Raw genomic sequence first — 18,700 nt, 5'->3', positions numbered from 1 at the left:
TTGTCATATTGTACTTTCACTGAATATCATTGATTGTGTTTTACGGAGTTATCAAAGGTGGGAGGAAAGCATGGAACAAAACCAGGAGAGAAGAAAAAGATTCGAGCTCTTGATGAAGCAAGGTGAAATTCCACCTGCAATTATGGATCCCTACTTTTTAGATGGATATATAGAACGAGTAGAGATCAGCCGTGGTAACCGAGACTGGCAAATTGTGATTGCGAAAGAAAGTCTGGTTCCAGCGCAGGTATACCGGACATTTTGCCTCAGAATGCGCGAGAAGCTACAGCATATAGCCAAAGTAAGCTTTTTATTCGTATATGATCAAAAAGTTAGTAGAGCAGAGCTAGTCCAAGAATATTGGGGATTGTTTCTGGAGTGGGTGACTCGCGAGATCCCTTCGGTTAATGGCTGGCTGACACGTTCTACCCAAGAGCTTAAAGATGACACTTTAATGCTGACGATGAGTGACTCCACTTCTATGGAGCTGGCTCGTAAAAAAGGCATCGATGGGGCAATTATTAAATTTTATGATAAGTATTTCGGTCTCTCCTTAAAAGTTAAAGTGCTAATGGCAGAGAACGAAAATAATAATGTTGAAGCATACGAAGAATTTCAACAAAAGCTTCAGCAAGAACAACGCGAGATCGTTGAGCAGATGATGACTGCTGTAGAAACAGAAGCTCCTGCTGATGATAGCGATCCTAATGAAGTAATTAAGCTTCAAGTGGGGTATGAAATTAAGGAACAGGCTGTGCCGATTCTTGAAATTCAAGATGAAGAGAAGAAAATTACAATTCAGGGTACCATTTTTGGTCTGGATCGTAAGGAACTTCGCAATGGTAGTACCTTGTTCACCTTCAGTTTGACCGATTTCACGGATTCTCTACAAATGAAGATGTTCGCGAAGACTAAAGATGATCTGAAGGTTATGAGTCAGCTAGCAAACGGTAAATGGGTAAGAGCACGCGGAAAAGTTGAATATGACCGTTTTATGCAGATTCCTGAGCTAGTGATGATCCCTTCGGATTTAACGGAAGTTAAGGCACCGCCTGCGCGTAAAGATACGGCTCCTAAGAAACGGGTGGAATTCCACCTTCACACTACGATGAGTACGATGGATGCGGTCACTCCGATCACTACCTATGTCAAAACAGCTGCCCAGTGGGGGCATCCTGCGATTGCTATTTCTGATCATGGCGGAGTTCAGGCTTTTCCTGATGCGAACCATGCAGCTCATAAGCATAAGATAAAAATGATTTATGGCGTGGAAGCCAATGTTGTGAATGACTCTGTGAATATTGTCGAGAATGCTCAGCCGTTGGACTTGAAGACAGCTACCTATGTAGTGTTTGATATAGAGACCACGGGGTTATCGATTACCCGCAATAATATTACGGAGCTGGCGGCCATTAAAATGTGTGAGGGCAAAGAAGTAGACCGTTATTCTACTTTTGTTAATCCGCATGAGAAGATCCCTTATCATATTCAGCAATTGACCAATATTACGGATGAAATGGTTAAGGATGCTCCTGATCTTGAGCCAGTGCTGCGTAAGTTTGTTGAATTTGTGGGTGATAGTATCCTTGTTGCTCATAACGCCAGATTTGATATGGGTTTTATTCAGGCCTCGTTACGTAAAATAGGTGAACCTGTGCTTCCGAATCCATCTCTTGATACGCTTGAGCTCGCTCGGTTACTATATCCAAGCATGAAGAATCACAGGCTGAACACATTAGCCGATAAATATAAAGTTCTTCTGGAAAGCCATCACCGTGCGATTGATGATACCATAGCACTCGGCGGTATATTAACAGGATTGCTCGCAGATGCTGAAAAGATGAAGGGCATGACCCGCCTTGATCGACTAAACGATTATGTGGGTAATGATCTTTCGAACACAAGACCGTTCCACTGTAATATTTATGCACTTAATCAAGTAGGCAAAAAAAATCTCTATAAGCTCATTTCCATGTCACATACGGAATATTTCAAACGTGTACCTTGTATTCCGAAATCCAAGCTGGAAGAGCATAGAGATGGACTGCTCGTGATTTCCGGTTGTGAACGTGGAGAGTTTTTTGAAGCTGTACTCAACAAAACGACTGAGGAAGCCATGGAGGTTGCTCATTTTTATGATGTGCTGGAGATTCAGCCATTGACCATGTACATGCACTTGGTGGACAAGGGCTTTGTAGCAGGCCCTGATGAGCTTCGCGATGTAGTCCGCAAGGTTTGCGAAATAGGTGAACAGTTGAATAAACCTGTTATCGCAACGGGGAATGTACATTATCTTGAACCCCGGGACAAGCTGTATCGTGATATTACGATTAATGGGATCACAGGCTTTAGTCCGCTTAAAGACCAACGCAAACCGGATGCACACTTCCGCACAACGGATGAAATGCTGTCTGAATTCGAATTTCTCGGTGCTGAAAAAGCGATGGAAGTCGTGGTTACGAATACAGTTGAGCTGGCAGAACGTTTTGAAGAGCTGGAGCTATTTCCAGATAAGCTATTTACACCAATTCTTGAAGGGGCGGACGAAGAAATTCGCGAGACCTGTTATAACACTGCCAAATCCATTTATGGCGAAGAATTACCTGAAGTAGTTATTGCCCGTTTGGAGAAAGAGCTTGCACCGATTATTAAATTCGGGTTCTCTGCCAACTATTTGATTTCTGAACGTCTCGTTAAAAAATCAAATCGAGATGGATATCTCGTAGGTTCGCGGGGTTCTGTAGGCTCTTCTGTAGTAGCTACATTTCTTGGAATTTCAGAAGTTAATCCTTTGCCTGCGCATTATATTTGCCTAAACCCTGAGTGTCGCCATAGTGAATGGTTCCTGGACGGTAGTGTGCGGAGCGGATTCGATTTACCAGATAAAGTTTGCCCGGATTGCGGTCAGAAGCTCAAAGGTGAAGGCCAGGATATTCCGTTCGAGACCTTCCTTGGATTTAAAGGGGATAAAGTTCCCGATATCGACTTGAACTTCTCAGGGGAATATCAGCCGAATGCACATAACTTTACCAAAGAAATGTTTGGTGAGAAAAATGTATTCCGTGCCGGAACGATTGGTACCGTGGCTGAGAAGACAGCTTTCGGATTTGCAAAAAAATACGAAGAACTTCACCAGAAACGTTGGCGTGGAGCTGAAGTTGGCCGTCTGGCGGCCGGTTGTACAGGTGTTAAACGTAGTACGGGACAGCATCCTGGTGGTATAGTCGTTGTTCCAGACTATATGGAGGTAGAAGATATTACACCAGTGCAATTCCCAGCGGATGATGTCAATGCCGAATGGAAGACCACACACTTTGATTATCACGCTTTTGACGCGAATTTGCTGAAGCTTGATATTCTGGGTCATGATGATCCGACGATGATGCGGATGCTGCAGGATTTGACAGGTGTTGATCCAACTTCTATCCCGATGAATGATCCGAAAGTAATGAGCATGTTTAACTCTACAGATGCACTTGGAGTAAGACCTGACGAAATCAGATCACCGGTTGCGACCTATGGTGTGCCCGAAATGGGTACTAAGTTCGTACGTCAAATGCTTATTGAGTCGAAACCATCCAGCTTTGCTGACTTACTGCAAATATCAGGTTTGTCTCATGGTACTGGAGTTTGGCTTGGTAACGCGCAAGAGCTTATAAAGAATAACACTTGTAACATTAAGACCGTTATCGGTTGTCGGGATGACATCATGCTCTTCTTAATTTATAAAGCGGGAATGGATGCGAGCTTGGCCTTTAAAATTACCGAGAGTGTTCGTAAAGGTAAAGGTTTATCTGACGAATGGATCGAGGAAATGAAAAAGTGCAAGGTTCCACAATGGTATATTGATTCTTGTCTGAAGATTCAATACATGTTCCCAAAGGCGCATGCTGCTGCATACGTAATTTCTGCAGTACGTACCGCCTACTTCAAGCTGTATCATCCTATTGAATATTATGCGACTTATTTCTCTGTACGTGCAGCAGATTTTGATATTGAATTGTGCTGTAAGGGATATGAAGCGATCAACCGTCAGATCGTAGAAATTGAGCAAAAAGGATTTCAAGCTTTGCCAAAGGAAAAGGCTATGTTGCCTGTCCTTGAGATGGCTTTGGAGATGACGGCACGTGGGTTTACATTCAAAAACATTGATCTTTACCGTTCGGAAGCGAATAAGTTTATTGTTGATGACAAGAGTTTGATTCCTCCGTTTTCCGCATTAGCGGGAATTGGTGAGAATGCTGCTATCAACATTGCCGCTGCGAAAGATGCCGGGGAGTTCCTTTCTATTGAGGATTTCCAGCAAAAATCCAAGGCGAGTAAGACAGTTATTGAGCTGCTAACCAATATGGGCTGCTTCCGCGGCCTACCGGAGAGCAATCAACTTTCCCTATTTTAAAGGCTTTAACAACACTTATTTCATGGCTAGAAAAGAGAGCTCCAAAGGGGGAGTCAAGGGCTAGCACTTGTCAGTCCAGACTCACTATGGTATAATTTCTTTGGTAATAATGAGATAAGTCCGTTGTGTAAAGAGTGGGGAAACCCACTCTTTATCTTTGGTATATAGCAAAAGACAAGTTCGTGGAGGTAATTTTCTTTTGAGCACACCCAAATCTAAAATTAAACAAACGGTAGAGCAGATGCTCGGGCCCTATCTCGACGACAATGGTTTCGAACTGGTGGACGTTGAATACGTGAAGGAAGGCTCCAATTGGTTTCTGCGTATATTCGTAGATAAAGAAGGCGGCATTGATATTGATGACTGCGGAAGCATTAGCGAATATTTCAGTCAGCAGTTGGATGAGAATGATCCTATCCCTGAGGCATATTTCCTTGAGGTTTCCTCACCGGGAGCAGAGCGTCCTCTCAAAAAAGCTGCGGATGTAGCTAAAGCGGTAGGTAAGGACGTGTATGTGACTGTTTATGAGCCGATTCAAGGACTCAAAGAATTTGAAGGTCGTTTGCTCTCGTTCGAGAACGAGGAACTGCTCATCTCCGCGGGCAAAAAAGAACATGTAGTACCGTACGCCAAAGTCGCAAGCGCGAGATTGGCCATTATTTTTTAACGTCTTGAAAGGGGGGCCGGAAATTCATGAGTATGGAGTTTATTGAAGCAATGAATGAGCTGGAAAGGGAGAGAGGCATCAGTAAAGATGTGCTGTTCGAAGCGATCGAAGCGGCGCTGATCTCTAGTTATAAACGTAATTTCAATGCAGCACAGAACGTGCGTGTTGACATGAACCGCAACACAGGTGTCATTAAAGTGTTTGCCCGCAAGCTAATTGTTGAAGAGGTCCTGGATACAAGGACTGAAATCTCATTGCCGGCAGCCAGAGAAATTAACCCGCATTTCCAGCTTGAAGACATTGCTGAGCTTGAAGTAACACCACGTGATTTCGGGCGTATTGCTGCACAGACTGCAAAGCAGGTTGTAACACAACGGATTCGCGAAGCAGAGCGTGGACTCATCTATAATGCCTTTATTGACAAAGAAGATGATATTGTAACAGGACTTGTACAACGTCAAGATATGCGGAACATTTACATTGATCTTGGTAAAATCGAAGCGGTCTTGCCGCTTAGTGAATTGATGCCAGGTGAGAAGTTTAAACAAAGCGAGCGTATCAAGGCTTATATCACTAAAGTTGAGAACACCACTAAAGGACCGCAAATTATGCTGTCCCGCAGTCATCCCGGATTGCTGAAGCGTCTGTTCGAACTAGAAGTTCCGGAAATTTTTGATGGTGTAGTTGAAATTCGTTCCGTAGCTCGTGAAGCTGGCTTCCGTTCGAAGATTGCTGTGTATTCCCGCAATCCGGAAGTGGATCCAGTTGGTTCTTGCGTAGGCCCAAGAGGGACACGCGTTCAAACCATCGTTACTGAGCTTCGTGGCGAGAAGATCGATATCGTCCGTTACTCTGATCTGGTGCAGGAGTATGTCGCTAATGCACTCAGCCCTTCTAAGGTGCTTGAAGTTCAAGTCTTTGAAGCAGAGAAAATGGCACGGGTGATCGTTCCTGATTATCAATTATCACTGGCTATCGGTATTAAAGGGCAAAATGCACGTCTTGCCGCTAAGCTTACCGGCTGGAAAATTGATATCAAGAGTGAAAGTCAAGCGGAGCAGGAATACGGTAGACCGAGAACTTCTATTGATGAAATGCATCAGGATTCCGTCTCCATTGATTAATTAACCTGCTTGACGGGAGGCGTATGTATGAAACAAAGAAAGGTGCCGCTGCGCAAATGCGTTGCTACCCAGGAGATGATGCCGAAAAAAGAGCTGATTCGAGTGGTTAGAACGCCCGAGGGTGAAGTACTGATTGATCTGACAGGAAAGAAGTCAGGCCGTGGTGCTTACATATGCGGCAAGCTTGAATGCTTTAAGCTGGCACAGAAGAATAAAGCACTTGACCGCGCTTTGAAATGTCAAGTGAGTCCTGAAATCTATGACCAGCTTGCCCGGGAGTTTACTTCCGTGGAAGAGCAGTTTCTAGCAGCAAAGGATAGTGAGGATAATGAGTAAGGCGCTTTCTTATTTAGGGCTTGCCATGAGAGCAGGCAAGATAGTCACCGGCGATGAGGCTGTACTCAAAGCTGTACGGTCTTCAGAGGCGAAGCTGGTCGTTCTGGCAGGTGACGCTTCAGATAATACCCAAAAAAAGTTCCGTGATAAATGCGGAACCTACGATATTCCACTAGTAATCGCATTTCACCGAGACAGCCTCGGTGCAAGTATTGGTAAAGACCAGCGTGTAGTACTGGCCATTACGGATAAAGGATTCGCGGAAATGATCTCCAAGCAACTCGGAGATACTGTCGGAGGTGGATTTATTGACTAAAGAAGAGAACAAAGATAAATTGCGCGTGTACGAATACGCCAAGTCACTAAACATGAGCAGTAAAGAAATTATTACAATTCTGAAGCGTTTGAATGTCCCTGTGAATAATCATATGAGTGTCATGGAGAACGGTTCCGTGAACAAAGTAGAGCAATTCTTCAAGGATATCAAGTCGAACGCTGCAGCCAAACGGGATACCAGCTCTAGCAGCCGTCCGGTGACAACCGGTGCGGTAACTGCCGAACCCCAAAGTGCTCAGAATGCCAACAAAAATCAACAGGAAAAGCAGGTAGGTATGAACAGTAACCAAAACAACAACCAATCGACGACGTCCCCAAGGCCCCAAAGCGGACAAGATTCCCGCAGAACAACAACAGGTTCAACGCAGAATGCACGTCCGCAACAAAGCGGAGCTCCACGTACTAACAGTACTAGCGGAAGCCGTCCGCAAGGAAGTAGCACAGGCGGCAATCGTCCACAAGGTAGCAACACTGGTGGCAGCCGTCCGCAGGGAAGTAATACTGGCAGCCGTCCACAAGGTAGCAGTACCGGTGGTAGCCGTCCGCAAGGCAGCAGCACTGGTGGCAGCCGTCCGCAAGGTAGTAATACCGGTGGTAGCCGTCCACAAGGAAGCAATACTGGCAGCCGTCCGCAAGGACAAAGCAGTGCACCTCGCACTGACAGCCGCCCACAAGGTCAATCTGGCACTGGCGGTGGCTTCACACGCGGTGACGACAGAGGTCCTAAGAAGAACACAACTGGTGGTAGACCAAATACGAACAATAGACGGTTTGATGATGGCAAAGGCGGTAACTACCGCGGTCGTGGTGGTAAGAATGGCCGCGGCAAGAATCAGCCAATGGTTCACCGTGAGAAGATCGATAACACACCTAAGAAGATTATCGTTCGTGGTAGCATGACTGTTGGTGAAACAGCAAAATTGCTTCACAAAGATGCTTCTGAAGTAATTAAGAAGCTGATCTCTATGGGTGTTATGGCAACCATCAACCAAGAGCTGGATATCGACACCATCCTGCTACTCGCTGCTGAATTCGGCGTAGAAGTAGAAGTGAAGATTCCTGTTGATGAGGATAGCTTTGAAACTGTGGAAGAGAATGATGCTGAAGAAGAACTTCAGTCACGTCCTCCAGTAGTTACGATCATGGGTCACGTTGACCACGGTAAAACTACTTTGCTGGATGCCATTCGTTCGACGAGTGTATCTCTAGGCGAAGCAGGCGGAATCACACAGCATATCGGTGCTTATCAAGTTGAAATCAACCAGAAGAAAATCACGTTCCTAGATACACCTGGTCACGAAGCATTTACTGCTATGCGTGCTCGTGGTGCACAGGTAACAGATATGACTATTATCGTAGTTGCTGCTGATGACGGAGTTATGCCTCAGACCGTTGAAGCTATTGCACACGCTAAGGCTGCTGGACTTCCGATTATTGTCGCTGTTAATAAAATCGACAAGCCGGGTGCAGATCCTGACAAAGTGAAGCAAGAGCTTACAAGCTATGAACTCGTTCCTGAAGAGTGGGGCGGAGATACCATCTTCGTTAACCTTTCTGCAAAACAACGTATTAACTTGGAAGAACTGCTGGAAATGATTCTGCTCGTTGCTGAAGTAAATGAGTACAAAGCGAACCCTGACAAACGGGCACGCGGTACGGTTATAGAAGCTGAGCTTGATAAGAATCGTGGACCAGTTGCACGTGTTCTGGTACAGAACGGTACATTGAAAGTCGGCGATGCTTTCGTAGCAGGTAACTGCTTCGGTCGTGTACGTGCGATGGTTAATGATAAAGGACGTAAGATCAAGGAAGCTGGACCTTCCACACCAGTAGAAATTACTGGTTTGACTGAGGTACCACAAGCAGGCGATCCGTTTATGGCTTTCGAAGACGAGCGTAAAGCCCGTGCGATTGCTGATAGACGTTCCACATCCCAACGTCAATCTGAGCTGAATACGAACACCCGTGTAACATTGGATGATTTGTTCCAGCACATTAAAGACGGCGAAATCAAAGACCTTAACGTTATCATTAAAGCTGACGTACAAGGTTCAGTCGAGGCACTTAAAGGTTCCCTGGCTAAGATCGAAGTGGAAGGCGTCCGCGTGAAGATCATTCACAGTGGTGCTGGTGCCATTACGGAATCCGATATTACACTTGCAGCAGCATCTAATGCTATTGTTATTGGCTTTAACGTTCGTCCGGACGCTCAAACTAAGGCAGCTGCTGAACAAGAAAAAGTAGATGTTCGTCTCCATAACATCATCTACAATGTAATCGAGGAAATTGAAAGTGCAATGAAGGGTATGCTTGATCCTATCTATAAAGAGAACGTTATCGGTCACGCTGAAGTACGTAGCGTCTTCAAAATCAGTAAAGTGGGTACCATTGCAGGTTGTATGGTAATTGATGGTAAAATTACCCGTAATGCTGAAATGCGTTTGATCCGTAGCGGAATCGTTGTATTTACAGGTAAAGTTGATACCTTGAAACGCTTTAAAGATGATGCCAAAGAAGTGGCGCAAGGTTATGAATGCGGCATAACTTTGGAACGCTATAATGACGTCCAAGAGGGCGACATTATCGAAGCGTTTCTTATGGAAACTGTAGAGCGCTAAGCGAAGAGGTGAATATAGATGTCTAAAATTAGAGCAGGACGAGTGGGCGAGCAGATCAAGAAAGAGCTTAGTCAACTTATCCAAAGCGGACTGAAAGATCCTCGAATCGGTTTTGTAACTGTAACTGGCGTAGACGTGACTAACGATCTGTCGCAAGCGAAAGTATACCTAAGCGTGTTCGGGGATGAAGAGCAGAAGTCAGGCTCCCTTAAAGCGATTGAGAAAGCTAATGGTTTTCTTCGCTCCGAGCTTGGCAAGGCGATACGCCTTCGGCATACACCGGAACTGATCTTCAAGATCGATGAATCTGTCGCTTATGGCAGTCACATTGAGAAACTTCTTGGAGAGCTTCATAAGAACGATTAGAAATAGGTACTAAAAGGAGTTCAAAATAGCTCAAGGCTATTTTGAACAACCTTTATAAAGGAGACGGCGAATGCAGAGCTATGAACAAAGTCTCCAGCAGACCCGTGAGTTTCTGCTGGAACACGACGATTACCTTGTAGTGTCGCATGTTCAGCCGGACGGAGATGCAGTCAGCTCCACCCTAGCGGTGGGCTGGCTTCTCTCATGTCTGGGCAAAAAATACACTATGCTGAATGAAGGACCGATACCGAAGCGGATGGAATATTTATGGCATTCGGATGAAATCATCAATATGGCCTCTAGTGAGCCGCCCCGTCAATACAGCAATGTGATCTGTGTGGATTGTGCTGATTTTCAGCGAGTAGGACTGACTCATCGCTATTTTGCGAAGGATGCTCTAATCCTGAACATTGACCATCATCCCACTAACAACGGTTATGGACTTGTGAATTTAATCAAACCGGATGCTGCTGCGACTGCGGAAATTTTGTTCGATCTGCTGAAGACGTTCGAGATTGAATGGGACATTGATATCGCCACAGCTTTATACACAGGTCTTTTGACAGATACTGGTGGATTTCGATATACCAACACATCACCAAAAGTAATGGCAGCCGTATCTGAACTGCTTTCTTATGGCGTTAACGGTCCTGAGCTGGCTGAGACATTACTTGAAGAAATGACATTGCCGCAGATTAAAATTTTAAATAAAGCGTTAAATACTCTTCAATTATCACCCGAAGGGGATATTGCCTGGCTCTATGTTACACCGGAGGATATGATTGAATGTGCTGCTGCTAATGAAGATTTAGAAGGTCTCGTGAACTACCCTCGTAATATTCGAGGTGTGGAGGTAGGGATTTTGTTCAAAGTCATTCATGAACATGCGGTTAAAGTTAGTTTGCGTTCTGCTGGTAAGGTGGACGTGGCTGATCTAGCGCAAACGTTTGGAGGTGGCGGTCATACCCGTGCTGCAGGCGCGCGTATAGAAGCTACACTCGAAACGGCAATAGCCCAAGTGCTTGAGGAGGTAAGACGTCATTTATGAGTGAATTAGAAGGTGTACTGGCGGTTTACAAGCCGGCCGGCTTCACTTCACATGATGTTGTGGCCAAGGCGCGTCGTATTCTCGGTATGAAACGGATCGGACATACGGGAACGCTTGATCCTCAAGTAACAGGTGTGCTACCACTTTGTCTGGGGCGTGCTACACGTGTTGTGGAGTATATTCAGGAGTTGCCTAAAGAATATGTAGCAACACTGAGACTGGGAATGTCGAGTGATACCGAGGACTTAACGGGGACTATTTTAGAAACTGTAGATGAGGTGCATGTAACTGAAGAAGAGATTCTATCAGTGCTCGCTTCATTTAAAGGGGTTATTTCTCAGGTTCCACCGATGTATTCTGCGGTTAAAGTTGACGGCAAACGTCTTTATGAGTTAGCAAGAGAAGGTAAAACCGTTGAACGTAAAAGCCGTGAAGTAGAGATTTATGAAATTGAAATGACGGATATGACTTGGGAAGGCAATCATCCCGATATCACATTCCGGGTGCTTTGCTCTAAGGGGACGTACATTCGTACGCTCTGTGTCGATATCGGACGAGCACTTGGACTGCCGGGTGTGATGGTGAAACTAGAGAGAACGATGTCGGCAGGGATTTCAGCCAGTCATTGTCTTACGCTAGAGGATATTGCGACTCACAAGGAAGCCGGAACATTGGAAGATCATTTAATCGCTGCAGACGAAGCCATTTCTCATATGCCAAAGCACACTGTAATGGATGAGAAAAAGAAGGCAGCTTTGCAGGGGCAGCGTTTGTCCTCACGATTTATAGCTCCAGAGGTGAAGACGAACAGTCAATTTCGGCTATACGATCTTCAAGGTGGATTTCTTGGCATTTATGAATTGGAAGATACAGGTGCAATTGCTCCAGTGAAGGTATTTGCACAAGCTTAAATCAATTTTACCAAGTGAATTGTAGGTGAGAAACAGCGTGAGAACCGTAACGTTAACTTATCCGATGTCTCCGGAGACTGCTGCAGAGTGGGCTCAGCCTCAAGTGGCTGCTTTAGGGCAGTTTGACGGATTGCATCGTGGACATGCTAGCGTCATTACATCCGCTGTGGCCCTAGCCCGTAAACAAGGTGTGCCGGCCGCAGTCCTTACATTTCATCCACATCCTAAAGATGTTATGGGTAAGGGTGATTATGAAGGGTATTTGACGCCACCCGTAGAAAAGCAGGAGATTCTTGCTAGTTTGGGTGTCGATATCTTATATGTTATTGAATTTAACGAGCAGCTTTCCCGTGTAAGTCCACAGAATTTTGTCTCTGTTATGCTTTTGCCGCTACATATTGTAACTGCAGTTGTCGGCTTTGACTTTCGTTTTGGTTATCAAGGTGAAGGCGATGTTGAAATGCTTCGCAAGCTGGGTGAAGGTGTTATGAATGTAGAGGTTGCTCCCCCTTTTCTGCTAGATGGTGAGAAGGTCAGCAGCTCCGGCATTCGTAAAAGTCTCCAAAACGGGGATTTAGAGCTGGCAAACTCCTGGTTCGGACGTTGCTACTATCTGCGTGGTGAAGTGGGTCATGGTGAGAAGAGAGGTCGCACCATTGGTTTTCCAACGGCGAATTTGAAGCTCAGTGCTCATTTTGTCATTCCGACTAAAGGTGTATATGCGGTCCGAGTCTTTTATAAGGATAAAGTTTTGTACGGGGTCATGAATGTGGGCGTTAAACCTACCTTTCATGAGGGTGTATTGACGCCAAGCTTTGAGGTCCATCTGTTTGACTTCGAAGGTGATTTGTATGATCAAGAGCTTAAGGTGGAGTTAGTATCTTACATTCGTCCTGAACGAAAATTCGAATCCATTGGTGCATTGATTACTCAAATCGGTGAGGATGCAGAAACCGCGAAGAAGATTTTCGGGTATAATCTATAGTCATCCCGGACAAGCCGTTTACTTTTGTTAATGGAGATGCTATACTAATAAACGTTGCTGGCTTACAGCACCATAACCTTAGCTTGGTTGCACGTTCTCACCGACGGTGACGAGGCTAATGGCGATTATATTGAAGGAGGTGAACAGGATGGCATTAACTCAAGAACGTAAACATCAATTGATCGACGAGCACAAAACTCACGAATCCGATACTGGATCCCCTGAGGTGCAAGTTGCTATCCTAACGGAGAACATCGTTAATTTGACTGACCACTTGCGTACGCACAAGAAAGATCATCACTCCCGTCGCGGATTGTTGAAAATGGTTGGACAACGTCGTAAACTTCTGGCGTATTTGAAAAACAAAGACATCAGACGTTACAGCGCCCTGATCGAAAGACTGGGATTGCGTCGTTAATTTTCCATAAGATAACCCTTAAAGCAGCCTGGTTGTATACCGTATGTCCTTCTCGGAGCGACAGCGGGACAGCTGGGTTGCTTTTTGAAAATTTAGGGAAAACTTTATAGCAAGACTGATGAGATTATTCGTAAAAACGGCCACTTTACATCATCTGTAAGACTTAGCCGTTTCTTCTTATATGTATACAGAACAGGTTACATACCTTAAATTATAAGAAAGTATAAGTTTCATGCTATACTTTATCCTTATAATTCTCGCATAAACGCTACCGTCCTTATAAGGACTCCGAAGGCGTTTTTAGCTTGGGGACAAGCCTTTCCGATTCATTAGATCGATATGTGAACCTGCAATATTTGACTGCGGGTCTACTACTATTCAAGGAGGTATTTATGGAAAAACGTGTAGAAATGCAGCTAGGCGGAAGACGCCTTGTGCTGGAAACGGGCCGACTAGCTAAACAAGCAAACGCAGCCGTTATGGTGCGTTATGGGGATACTTCGGTATTATGTACCGTTACGGCATCGAAAGAGCCGAAGGACCTGGATTTTTTCCCGCTTACAGTTAACTATGAGGAAAGATTATATGCGGTTGGTAAAATTCCGGGCGGATTTATTAAACGGGAAGGTAGACCGAGTGAGAAAGCGATTCTGTCCAGCCGTTTGACTGACCGTCCAATCAGACCACTGTTCCCTGAAGGTTTCCGTAACGATGTTCAGGTATTGAACATGGTAATGAGTGTGGATCAGGACTGCGCACCAGATATTGCTGCTATGATCGGTACTTCAGCTGCACTTAGTATTTCCGATGTGCCTTTTGATGGACCCATCGGCGGCGTTGCTGTAGGTCGGATTAATGGAGAATTTGTGATCAATCCGGATATGGCTCAGCAAGCAATCAGTGATATTTATGTAGTGGTTGCTGGAACGAAGGAAGCAATCATGATGGTTGAAGCAGAAGCGAATGAAGTGACGGAAGATGTGATGCTCGAAGCGATTATGTTCGGTCATGATGAAATCCGTAAGATCGTTGCAACCATTGAAGAACTGGTCAAAGTGGCTGGTAAAGAAAAAATGGCTGTGAAGCTGCATGCAGTGAATGCTGACGTGAATACTGAGGTCCGTGCATTTGCTGAGGCTCGTCTGGTGGAAGCCGTTAAAATTGCTGAAAAACATGCTCGTCAGGAAGCCATTGATGTCGTTAATGATGAGGCGGTTGCGTATTTCGTAGAGAAGTACATAGAAGCACCGGAGCTTCTGAAAGATGTTAAAGAAGTCCTACATGATATCGTGAAGGATGAAGTAAGACGTCTAATCACGCATGATAAGGTTCGTCCAGATGGACGTAAACTGGATGAAATCCGTCCGATTGAATGTGATACAAGCCTGTTGCCGCGTACACACGGTTCCGGTCTGTTCACACGTGGACAAACACAAATCCTTAGCGTTTGTACCCTTGGAGCTCTAGGTGATGTACAAATCCTCGATGGAATCGATCCTACTGAAACGAAACGTTTCATGCACCATTACAACTTCCCTCCGTTCAGCGTAGGGGAAGCTCGTCCGCTTAGAGCACCAGGACGTCGTGAAATCGGTCACGGAGCACTTGGAGAACGTGCATTATCCAAGGTAATTCCTAGTGAAACTGAATTCCCGTACACGATTCGTCTAGTATCAGAAGCGATTGAATCTAATGGTTCTACTTCTCAGGCAAGTATCTGTGCCAGCATTCTGGCTATGATGGACGCTGGTGTGCCAATCAAAGCACCAGTAGCCGGAGTAGCAATGGGTCTGATCAAAGACGGAGATCATGTCTCCATCCTGACGGATATTCAAGGTATGGAAGATCATCTCGGAGATATGGACTTCAAGGTAGCTGGTACAGCAGAAGGTGTTACAGCTATTCAAATGGACATTAAGATTGCCGGTATCGACCGCAACATTCTTCAAGATGCACTTCAGCAGGCTAAAGAAGGCCGTCTGTTCATCTTGGACAAAATGAATGAAGCGATCTCTGCACCAAGACCTAATCTGTCCAAATATGCTCCAAAAATCATTATTATCAACATCAATCCGGACAAAATCCGTGATGTTATCGGTGCTGGTGGTAAGATTATCAATAAAATTATTGAAGAAACCGGCGTGAAAATCGACATCGAACAAGATGGCCGTGTCTTTATCGGTTCTTCAGATGAAGAAATGATCCAAAAGGCTCGTTCGATTATCGAAGGTCTTGTGCGTGAAGTACAAGTCGGAGAAATCTATGTGGGTACAGTTAGACGTATTGAGAAATTTGGTGCATTTGTTGAACTTATTCCGGGCAAAGACGGATTGGTACACATTTCCCAATTGTCTACTGAGCGTGTAGCTAAGGTAGAAGATGTTGTTGCTATTGGTGACACCATTACCGTTAAAGTTACCGAGATCGATCCACAAGGTCGGGTTAACCTGTCTCGTAAAGCAGTGTTGACTTCGGAAACTGGAGCTAAAGCGTAAGATTGATCTTAGTAATAACCTTTACTAAAGGGATCTAATTTCATTATTAAAAGAGACAGAAGCGATTTGCGTTCTGGCTCTTTTTTTATATGAACGAAGCTGGAAAACTGTAGCAAACATTCCTATCTATTAGTCTTGTATCTGTTCATGACATAAAATCCTCCCTTGTCTCATAGATTGGGACAAAGTGTCTTTGTAATCGTGTGGAACGAACCTGAAATTCGTTTCTACCGGGGAGGAAGTCGTCATGAAGACGGAAAAAGTGGCATTAGTGGTTGCTTGTGTAGCAATCGTGATAGGAATTGGTAGCACACAGGGACCAGTCAAAGACATGCTTGCGCAATTGAAGCCGCAGGATGATCTCGCGGTGTGGATGGATATCCCTAAGGCGGCGAACAACGATCTTCGTCTGAGGATTGAGACCGCCGCGGCCAAACTAAATGCACCTCCAGTGGATGCAGTGGTTGACCGGGTGTGGAAAGCCATTCCGGGCTATAACGGACTTGAGATTGATGTAGAGAGTACCTATCGGAATGCTCTTTTGGCACCAAAAGAGCCCATAAAGTTAGTGTATCGGCAGATCGAACCAAAAGTATCGTTAAATGAACTGGGAGCAGAACCTATATATCGAGGAAATTCGGCGAAACCGATGGTATCACTGATGATTAATGTGGCTTGGGGGAATCAGTATATCGTGCCAATGCTGGATATTTTGGATGAAGAGAACGTGAAAGTTACGTTTTTTCTGGATGGAAGCTGGCTGAGTAAGAATCCAGAGCTTGCTACAGAAATGTTAAAGCGTGGTCATGAGATGGAGAATCACGCCTATACCCACCCCAATATGAGTACTTTAAGTCGAGCGCGGGCTACCGTTGAGATTGAGAAGACGCAAAAGCTGCTAAAGGAATCGCTTGGAGTCACTAATAAATGGTTCGCACCTCCATCTGGTGATTTCGATCAAGAGACAGTAGAAATCGCTAGCAGCTTGGGCTTAAAGACTGTACTCTGGACTGTAGATACGGTGGATTGGCGAAATCCTTCTCCTGAATCTATAGTTGCCAAAATCACAAGCAAAGCTGAAGCCGGCACACTTGTTCTAATGCATCCTACTGCCTCATCCTCCAAGGCGCTGAAGGCCATGATACGCGGGATAAAGGCAAAAGGGTTACAGCTAGGAACAGTTAGCCAAACGCTGTCAGCGGAGCGTCTAATCCCCTCTGATGTTGAGTGAGTGATCTATTTCTGGTAGGATTATAGGCACGTGTATTAATTTAGATAGAACATGGCTATTGCCAGGAGGACATGAAGTGGAAAAAATAGTATTATCCAATGGATTACGAGTAGTGATGGAAAAAATTCCGACCGGCCGGTCCGTTTCATTTGGAATATGGGTGAAGACAGGTTCGCGGAATGAACACCCTGGAAACAACGGGATATCCCATTTTGTAGAGCATATGCTTTTTAAAGGTACGGACCGATATAGTGCTAAGGATATTGCCGAACAGTTCGATGCTATTGGCGGCAATGTAAATGCGTTTACTTCTAAGGAATATACTTGCTATTATGCAAAAGTACTGGATGAGCATCTGCCTATCGCAGTAGATGTATTAGCAGATATGTTCTTCCGTTCACGTATGGATGCTGAAGAGCTGGAGAAAGAAAAGAACGTCATTCTTGAGGAAATTTCTATGTGCGAAGATACACCAGACGATCTTGTGCATGATTTGATGTGTGCTGCTGCTTACAAGGATCATCCGCTTGCGTATTCTATCCTTGGCTTAAAGGAACGGCTGATGGAGATGAAGCCGGATGATCTTCGTGCCTACATGAAGGAGCAGTATACGATTGAGAATACGGTAATTAGTGTAGCTGGGAACATCAGCGATGGATTGATTGAGCTGCTGGAGCAGCATTTTGGTTCTTTTGCTAATCATGGCACATCTGCGCCGTTGACTCCACCGGATTATTATGGGGACTTGTTGTTTCACCGCAAAAAAACAGAACAGAATCATATCTGTCTTTCCCTACCAGGGGTCCGCTCTGGCGACCCATTGCAATATGCTATGGTGCTTATTAATAATGCCATTGGCGGCGGTATGAGCTCACGGATGTTCCAAGAGATTCGCGAAAAACGTGGCCTAGCCTATTCTGTATATTCATACCACAGTTCTCAAGCGGATTCTGGTTTGTTCACGGTCTATGCTGGAACAGCACCGAAGCAAACTAAGGATGTAACGGAGCTAATTAAGGAAATGATGTACGAACTTGCTACTGAGGGTCTTAGTGAAGATGAACTGAGAAAAGGCAAGGAGCAGCTTAAAGGTAGCCTTATTCTTAGCCTGGAAAGCACTAGTAGCCGGATGAATCGGATTGGAAAAAATGAACTTATGCTCGGAAAACATAACACATTAGACGATATGATCGCCAAGATTCAGTTAGTAACGATGGACAATATCAACAGTGTGCTTGATAATATGTTTGCTGAGCCGCTTTCTTTAGCGATGGTAGGTTCAACAGATAAAGCTATTGCAAATGTTAGGAGAGATGATCTTGTCTTATTACGTACAAATCAATAAACTAGCTGGAAACGAGGATGTTAATCTTCCTTGTAAAATGTCAGAACAGGCTTCCGGGTATGATCTATATGCCGCAGTTGGTAGCGAAGTCGTGCTTGCACCTGGAGAACGTGCATTAATTCCAACAGGCATATCATTAGCTATGCCAGACGGATTAGAAGCTCAAATTCGTCCACGAAGTGGACTAGCCTTGAAGCATGGGATTACGTGTTTGAACACACCTGGAACGATTGATGCTGATTATCGTGGAGAGATCAAAGTGTTGTTGATCAATCTAGGGCAAGAGCCATTTGCTATCGCTCGTAATGAGCGCATTGCCCAAATGGTATTTCAAGCGGTTCCAGTGGTCACTTTGGTTGAAGTAGATGCTTTATCCGAAACAGAACGTGGAGCCGGAGGCTTCGGTCACACTGGCAAATAA

15 protein-coding genes are annotated in these 18,700 nt (G+C 44.9%); all 15 read left to right on the top strand.

All coding sequences use genetic code 11. The annotated features are described in order from the left end of the window. Positions 1-70: 70 nt before the first annotated feature. Entirely contained in the window at positions 71-4,399 is a 4,329-nt protein-coding gene (locus NSS87_RS19130) for a PolC-type DNA polymerase III (RefSeq protein WP_339242107.1), read from the top strand. A gap of 199 nt (positions 4,400-4,598) precedes the next feature. After that, positions 4,599-5,066 carry a ribosome maturation factor RimP gene (gene rimP / locus NSS87_RS19125; protein ID WP_042128863.1) on the top strand — a complete coding sequence of 156 codons (468 nt, stop codon included), beginning with the start codon at positions 4,599-4,601 and terminating at the stop codon, positions 5,064-5,066. A 26-nt stretch (positions 5,067-5,092) separates the two neighbouring features. Beyond that, positions 5,093-6,190, top strand: coding sequence for a transcription termination factor NusA (gene nusA / locus NSS87_RS19120; RefSeq protein WP_042189417.1), 1,098 nt, complete (start codon positions 5,093-5,095; stop codon positions 6,188-6,190). A gap of 27 nt (positions 6,191-6,217) precedes the next feature. Further along, positions 6,218-6,526 (top strand): YlxR family protein, encoded by a 309-nt coding sequence (locus NSS87_RS19115; protein WP_042189416.1) that lies wholly within the window; start codon positions 6,218-6,220, stop codon positions 6,524-6,526. Continuing rightward, positions 6,519-6,842 carry a YlxQ family RNA-binding protein gene (locus NSS87_RS19110; protein WP_042128860.1) on the top strand — a complete coding sequence of 108 codons (324 nt, stop codon included), beginning with the start codon at positions 6,519-6,521 and terminating at the stop codon, positions 6,840-6,842. The genes NSS87_RS19115 and NSS87_RS19110 overlap by 8 nt, the downstream gene beginning before the upstream one ends. Then, complete coding sequence (infB, locus tag NSS87_RS19105) at positions 6,835-9,480, top strand: translation initiation factor IF-2 (protein WP_042189415.1); 2,646 nt, start codon at positions 6,835-6,837, stop codon at positions 9,478-9,480. The genes NSS87_RS19110 and infB overlap by 8 nt, the downstream gene beginning before the upstream one ends. 18 nt (positions 9,481-9,498) lie before the next feature. After that, positions 9,499-9,846, top strand: coding sequence for a 30S ribosome-binding factor RbfA (rbfA, locus tag NSS87_RS19100; protein WP_042128856.1), 348 nt, complete (start codon positions 9,499-9,501; stop codon positions 9,844-9,846). Between the two features lie 70 nt (positions 9,847-9,916). Next, positions 9,917-10,894, top strand: a complete 978-nt coding sequence (locus NSS87_RS19095) for a bifunctional oligoribonuclease/PAP phosphatase NrnA (RefSeq protein WP_339242105.1) — start codon at positions 9,917-9,919, stop codon at positions 10,892-10,894. Beyond that, positions 10,891-11,805: a tRNA pseudouridine(55) synthase TruB gene (gene truB / locus NSS87_RS19090; RefSeq protein WP_339242103.1), complete on the top strand. Its 915-nt coding sequence runs from the start codon at positions 10,891-10,893 to the stop codon at positions 11,803-11,805. Before NSS87_RS19095 ends, truB begins: the two co-directional genes overlap by 4 nt. 37 nt (positions 11,806-11,842) lie before the next feature. Continuing rightward, positions 11,843-12,790 carry a bifunctional riboflavin kinase/FAD synthetase gene (locus tag NSS87_RS19085; protein WP_339242101.1) on the top strand — a complete coding sequence of 316 codons (948 nt, stop codon included), beginning with the start codon at positions 11,843-11,845 and terminating at the stop codon, positions 12,788-12,790. A gap of 148 nt (positions 12,791-12,938) precedes the next feature. Continuing rightward, positions 12,939-13,208 (top strand): 30S ribosomal protein S15, encoded by a 270-nt coding sequence (gene rpsO, locus NSS87_RS19080; RefSeq protein ID WP_036656390.1) that lies wholly within the window; start codon positions 12,939-12,941, stop codon positions 13,206-13,208. Between the two features lie 392 nt (positions 13,209-13,600). Beyond that, positions 13,601-15,703 carry a polyribonucleotide nucleotidyltransferase gene (gene pnp, locus NSS87_RS19075; protein WP_042189411.1) on the top strand — a complete coding sequence of 701 codons (2,103 nt, stop codon included), beginning with the start codon at positions 13,601-13,603 and terminating at the stop codon, positions 15,701-15,703. Between the two features lie 247 nt (positions 15,704-15,950). Further along, the gene (locus NSS87_RS19070; protein WP_042189410.1) at positions 15,951-16,934 is read left to right on the top strand and encodes a polysaccharide deacetylase family protein; all 984 of its coding nucleotides are present in this window, start codon (positions 15,951-15,953) and stop codon (positions 16,932-16,934) included. A 76-nt stretch (positions 16,935-17,010) separates the two neighbouring features. Continuing rightward, entirely contained in the window at positions 17,011-18,279 is a 1,269-nt protein-coding gene (locus NSS87_RS19065; RefSeq protein ID WP_042189409.1) for a pitrilysin family protein, read from the top strand. Then, a complete protein-coding gene (gene dut / locus NSS87_RS19060) occupies positions 18,254-18,700 on the top strand; it encodes a dUTP diphosphatase (protein ID WP_197071224.1) in 447 nt (148 codons plus the stop codon). Before NSS87_RS19065 ends, dut begins: the two co-directional genes overlap by 26 nt.

Source organism: Paenibacillus sp. FSL F4-0243 (assembly GCF_037963295.1).
In the GTDB taxonomy this organism is placed as follows: domain Bacteria; phylum Bacillota; class Bacilli; order Paenibacillales; family Paenibacillaceae; genus Paenibacillus_AQ.
The sequence above is the reverse complement of the archived record's forward strand: the minus strand, read 5'-3'. Positions and strand labels throughout refer to the sequence as shown.

Coding starts and splice junctions, on each gene's coding strand:
- NSS87_RS19130 (WP_339242107.1), top strand. CDS start 71: ATGGAACAAAACCAGGAGAGAAGAAAAAGATTCGAGCTCTTGATGAAG.
- nusA (WP_042189417.1), top strand. CDS start 5,093: ATGAGTATGGAGTTTATTGAAGCAATGAATGAGCTGGAAAGGGAGAGA.
- NSS87_RS19115 (WP_042189416.1), top strand. CDS start 6,218: ATGAAACAAAGAAAGGTGCCGCTGCGCAAATGCGTTGCTACCCAGGAG.
- NSS87_RS19110 (WP_042128860.1), top strand. CDS start 6,519: ATGAGTAAGGCGCTTTCTTATTTAGGGCTTGCCATGAGAGCAGGCAAG.
- rbfA (WP_042128856.1), top strand. CDS start 9,499: ATGTCTAAAATTAGAGCAGGACGAGTGGGCGAGCAGATCAAGAAAGAG.
- NSS87_RS19095 (WP_339242105.1), top strand. CDS start 9,917: ATGCAGAGCTATGAACAAAGTCTCCAGCAGACCCGTGAGTTTCTGCTG.
- truB (WP_339242103.1), top strand. CDS start 10,891: ATGAGTGAATTAGAAGGTGTACTGGCGGTTTACAAGCCGGCCGGCTTC.
- rpsO (WP_036656390.1), top strand. CDS start 12,939: ATGGCATTAACTCAAGAACGTAAACATCAATTGATCGACGAGCACAAA.
- pnp (WP_042189411.1), top strand. CDS start 13,601: ATGGAAAAACGTGTAGAAATGCAGCTAGGCGGAAGACGCCTTGTGCTG.
- NSS87_RS19070 (WP_042189410.1), top strand. CDS start 15,951: ATGAAGACGGAAAAAGTGGCATTAGTGGTTGCTTGTGTAGCAATCGTG.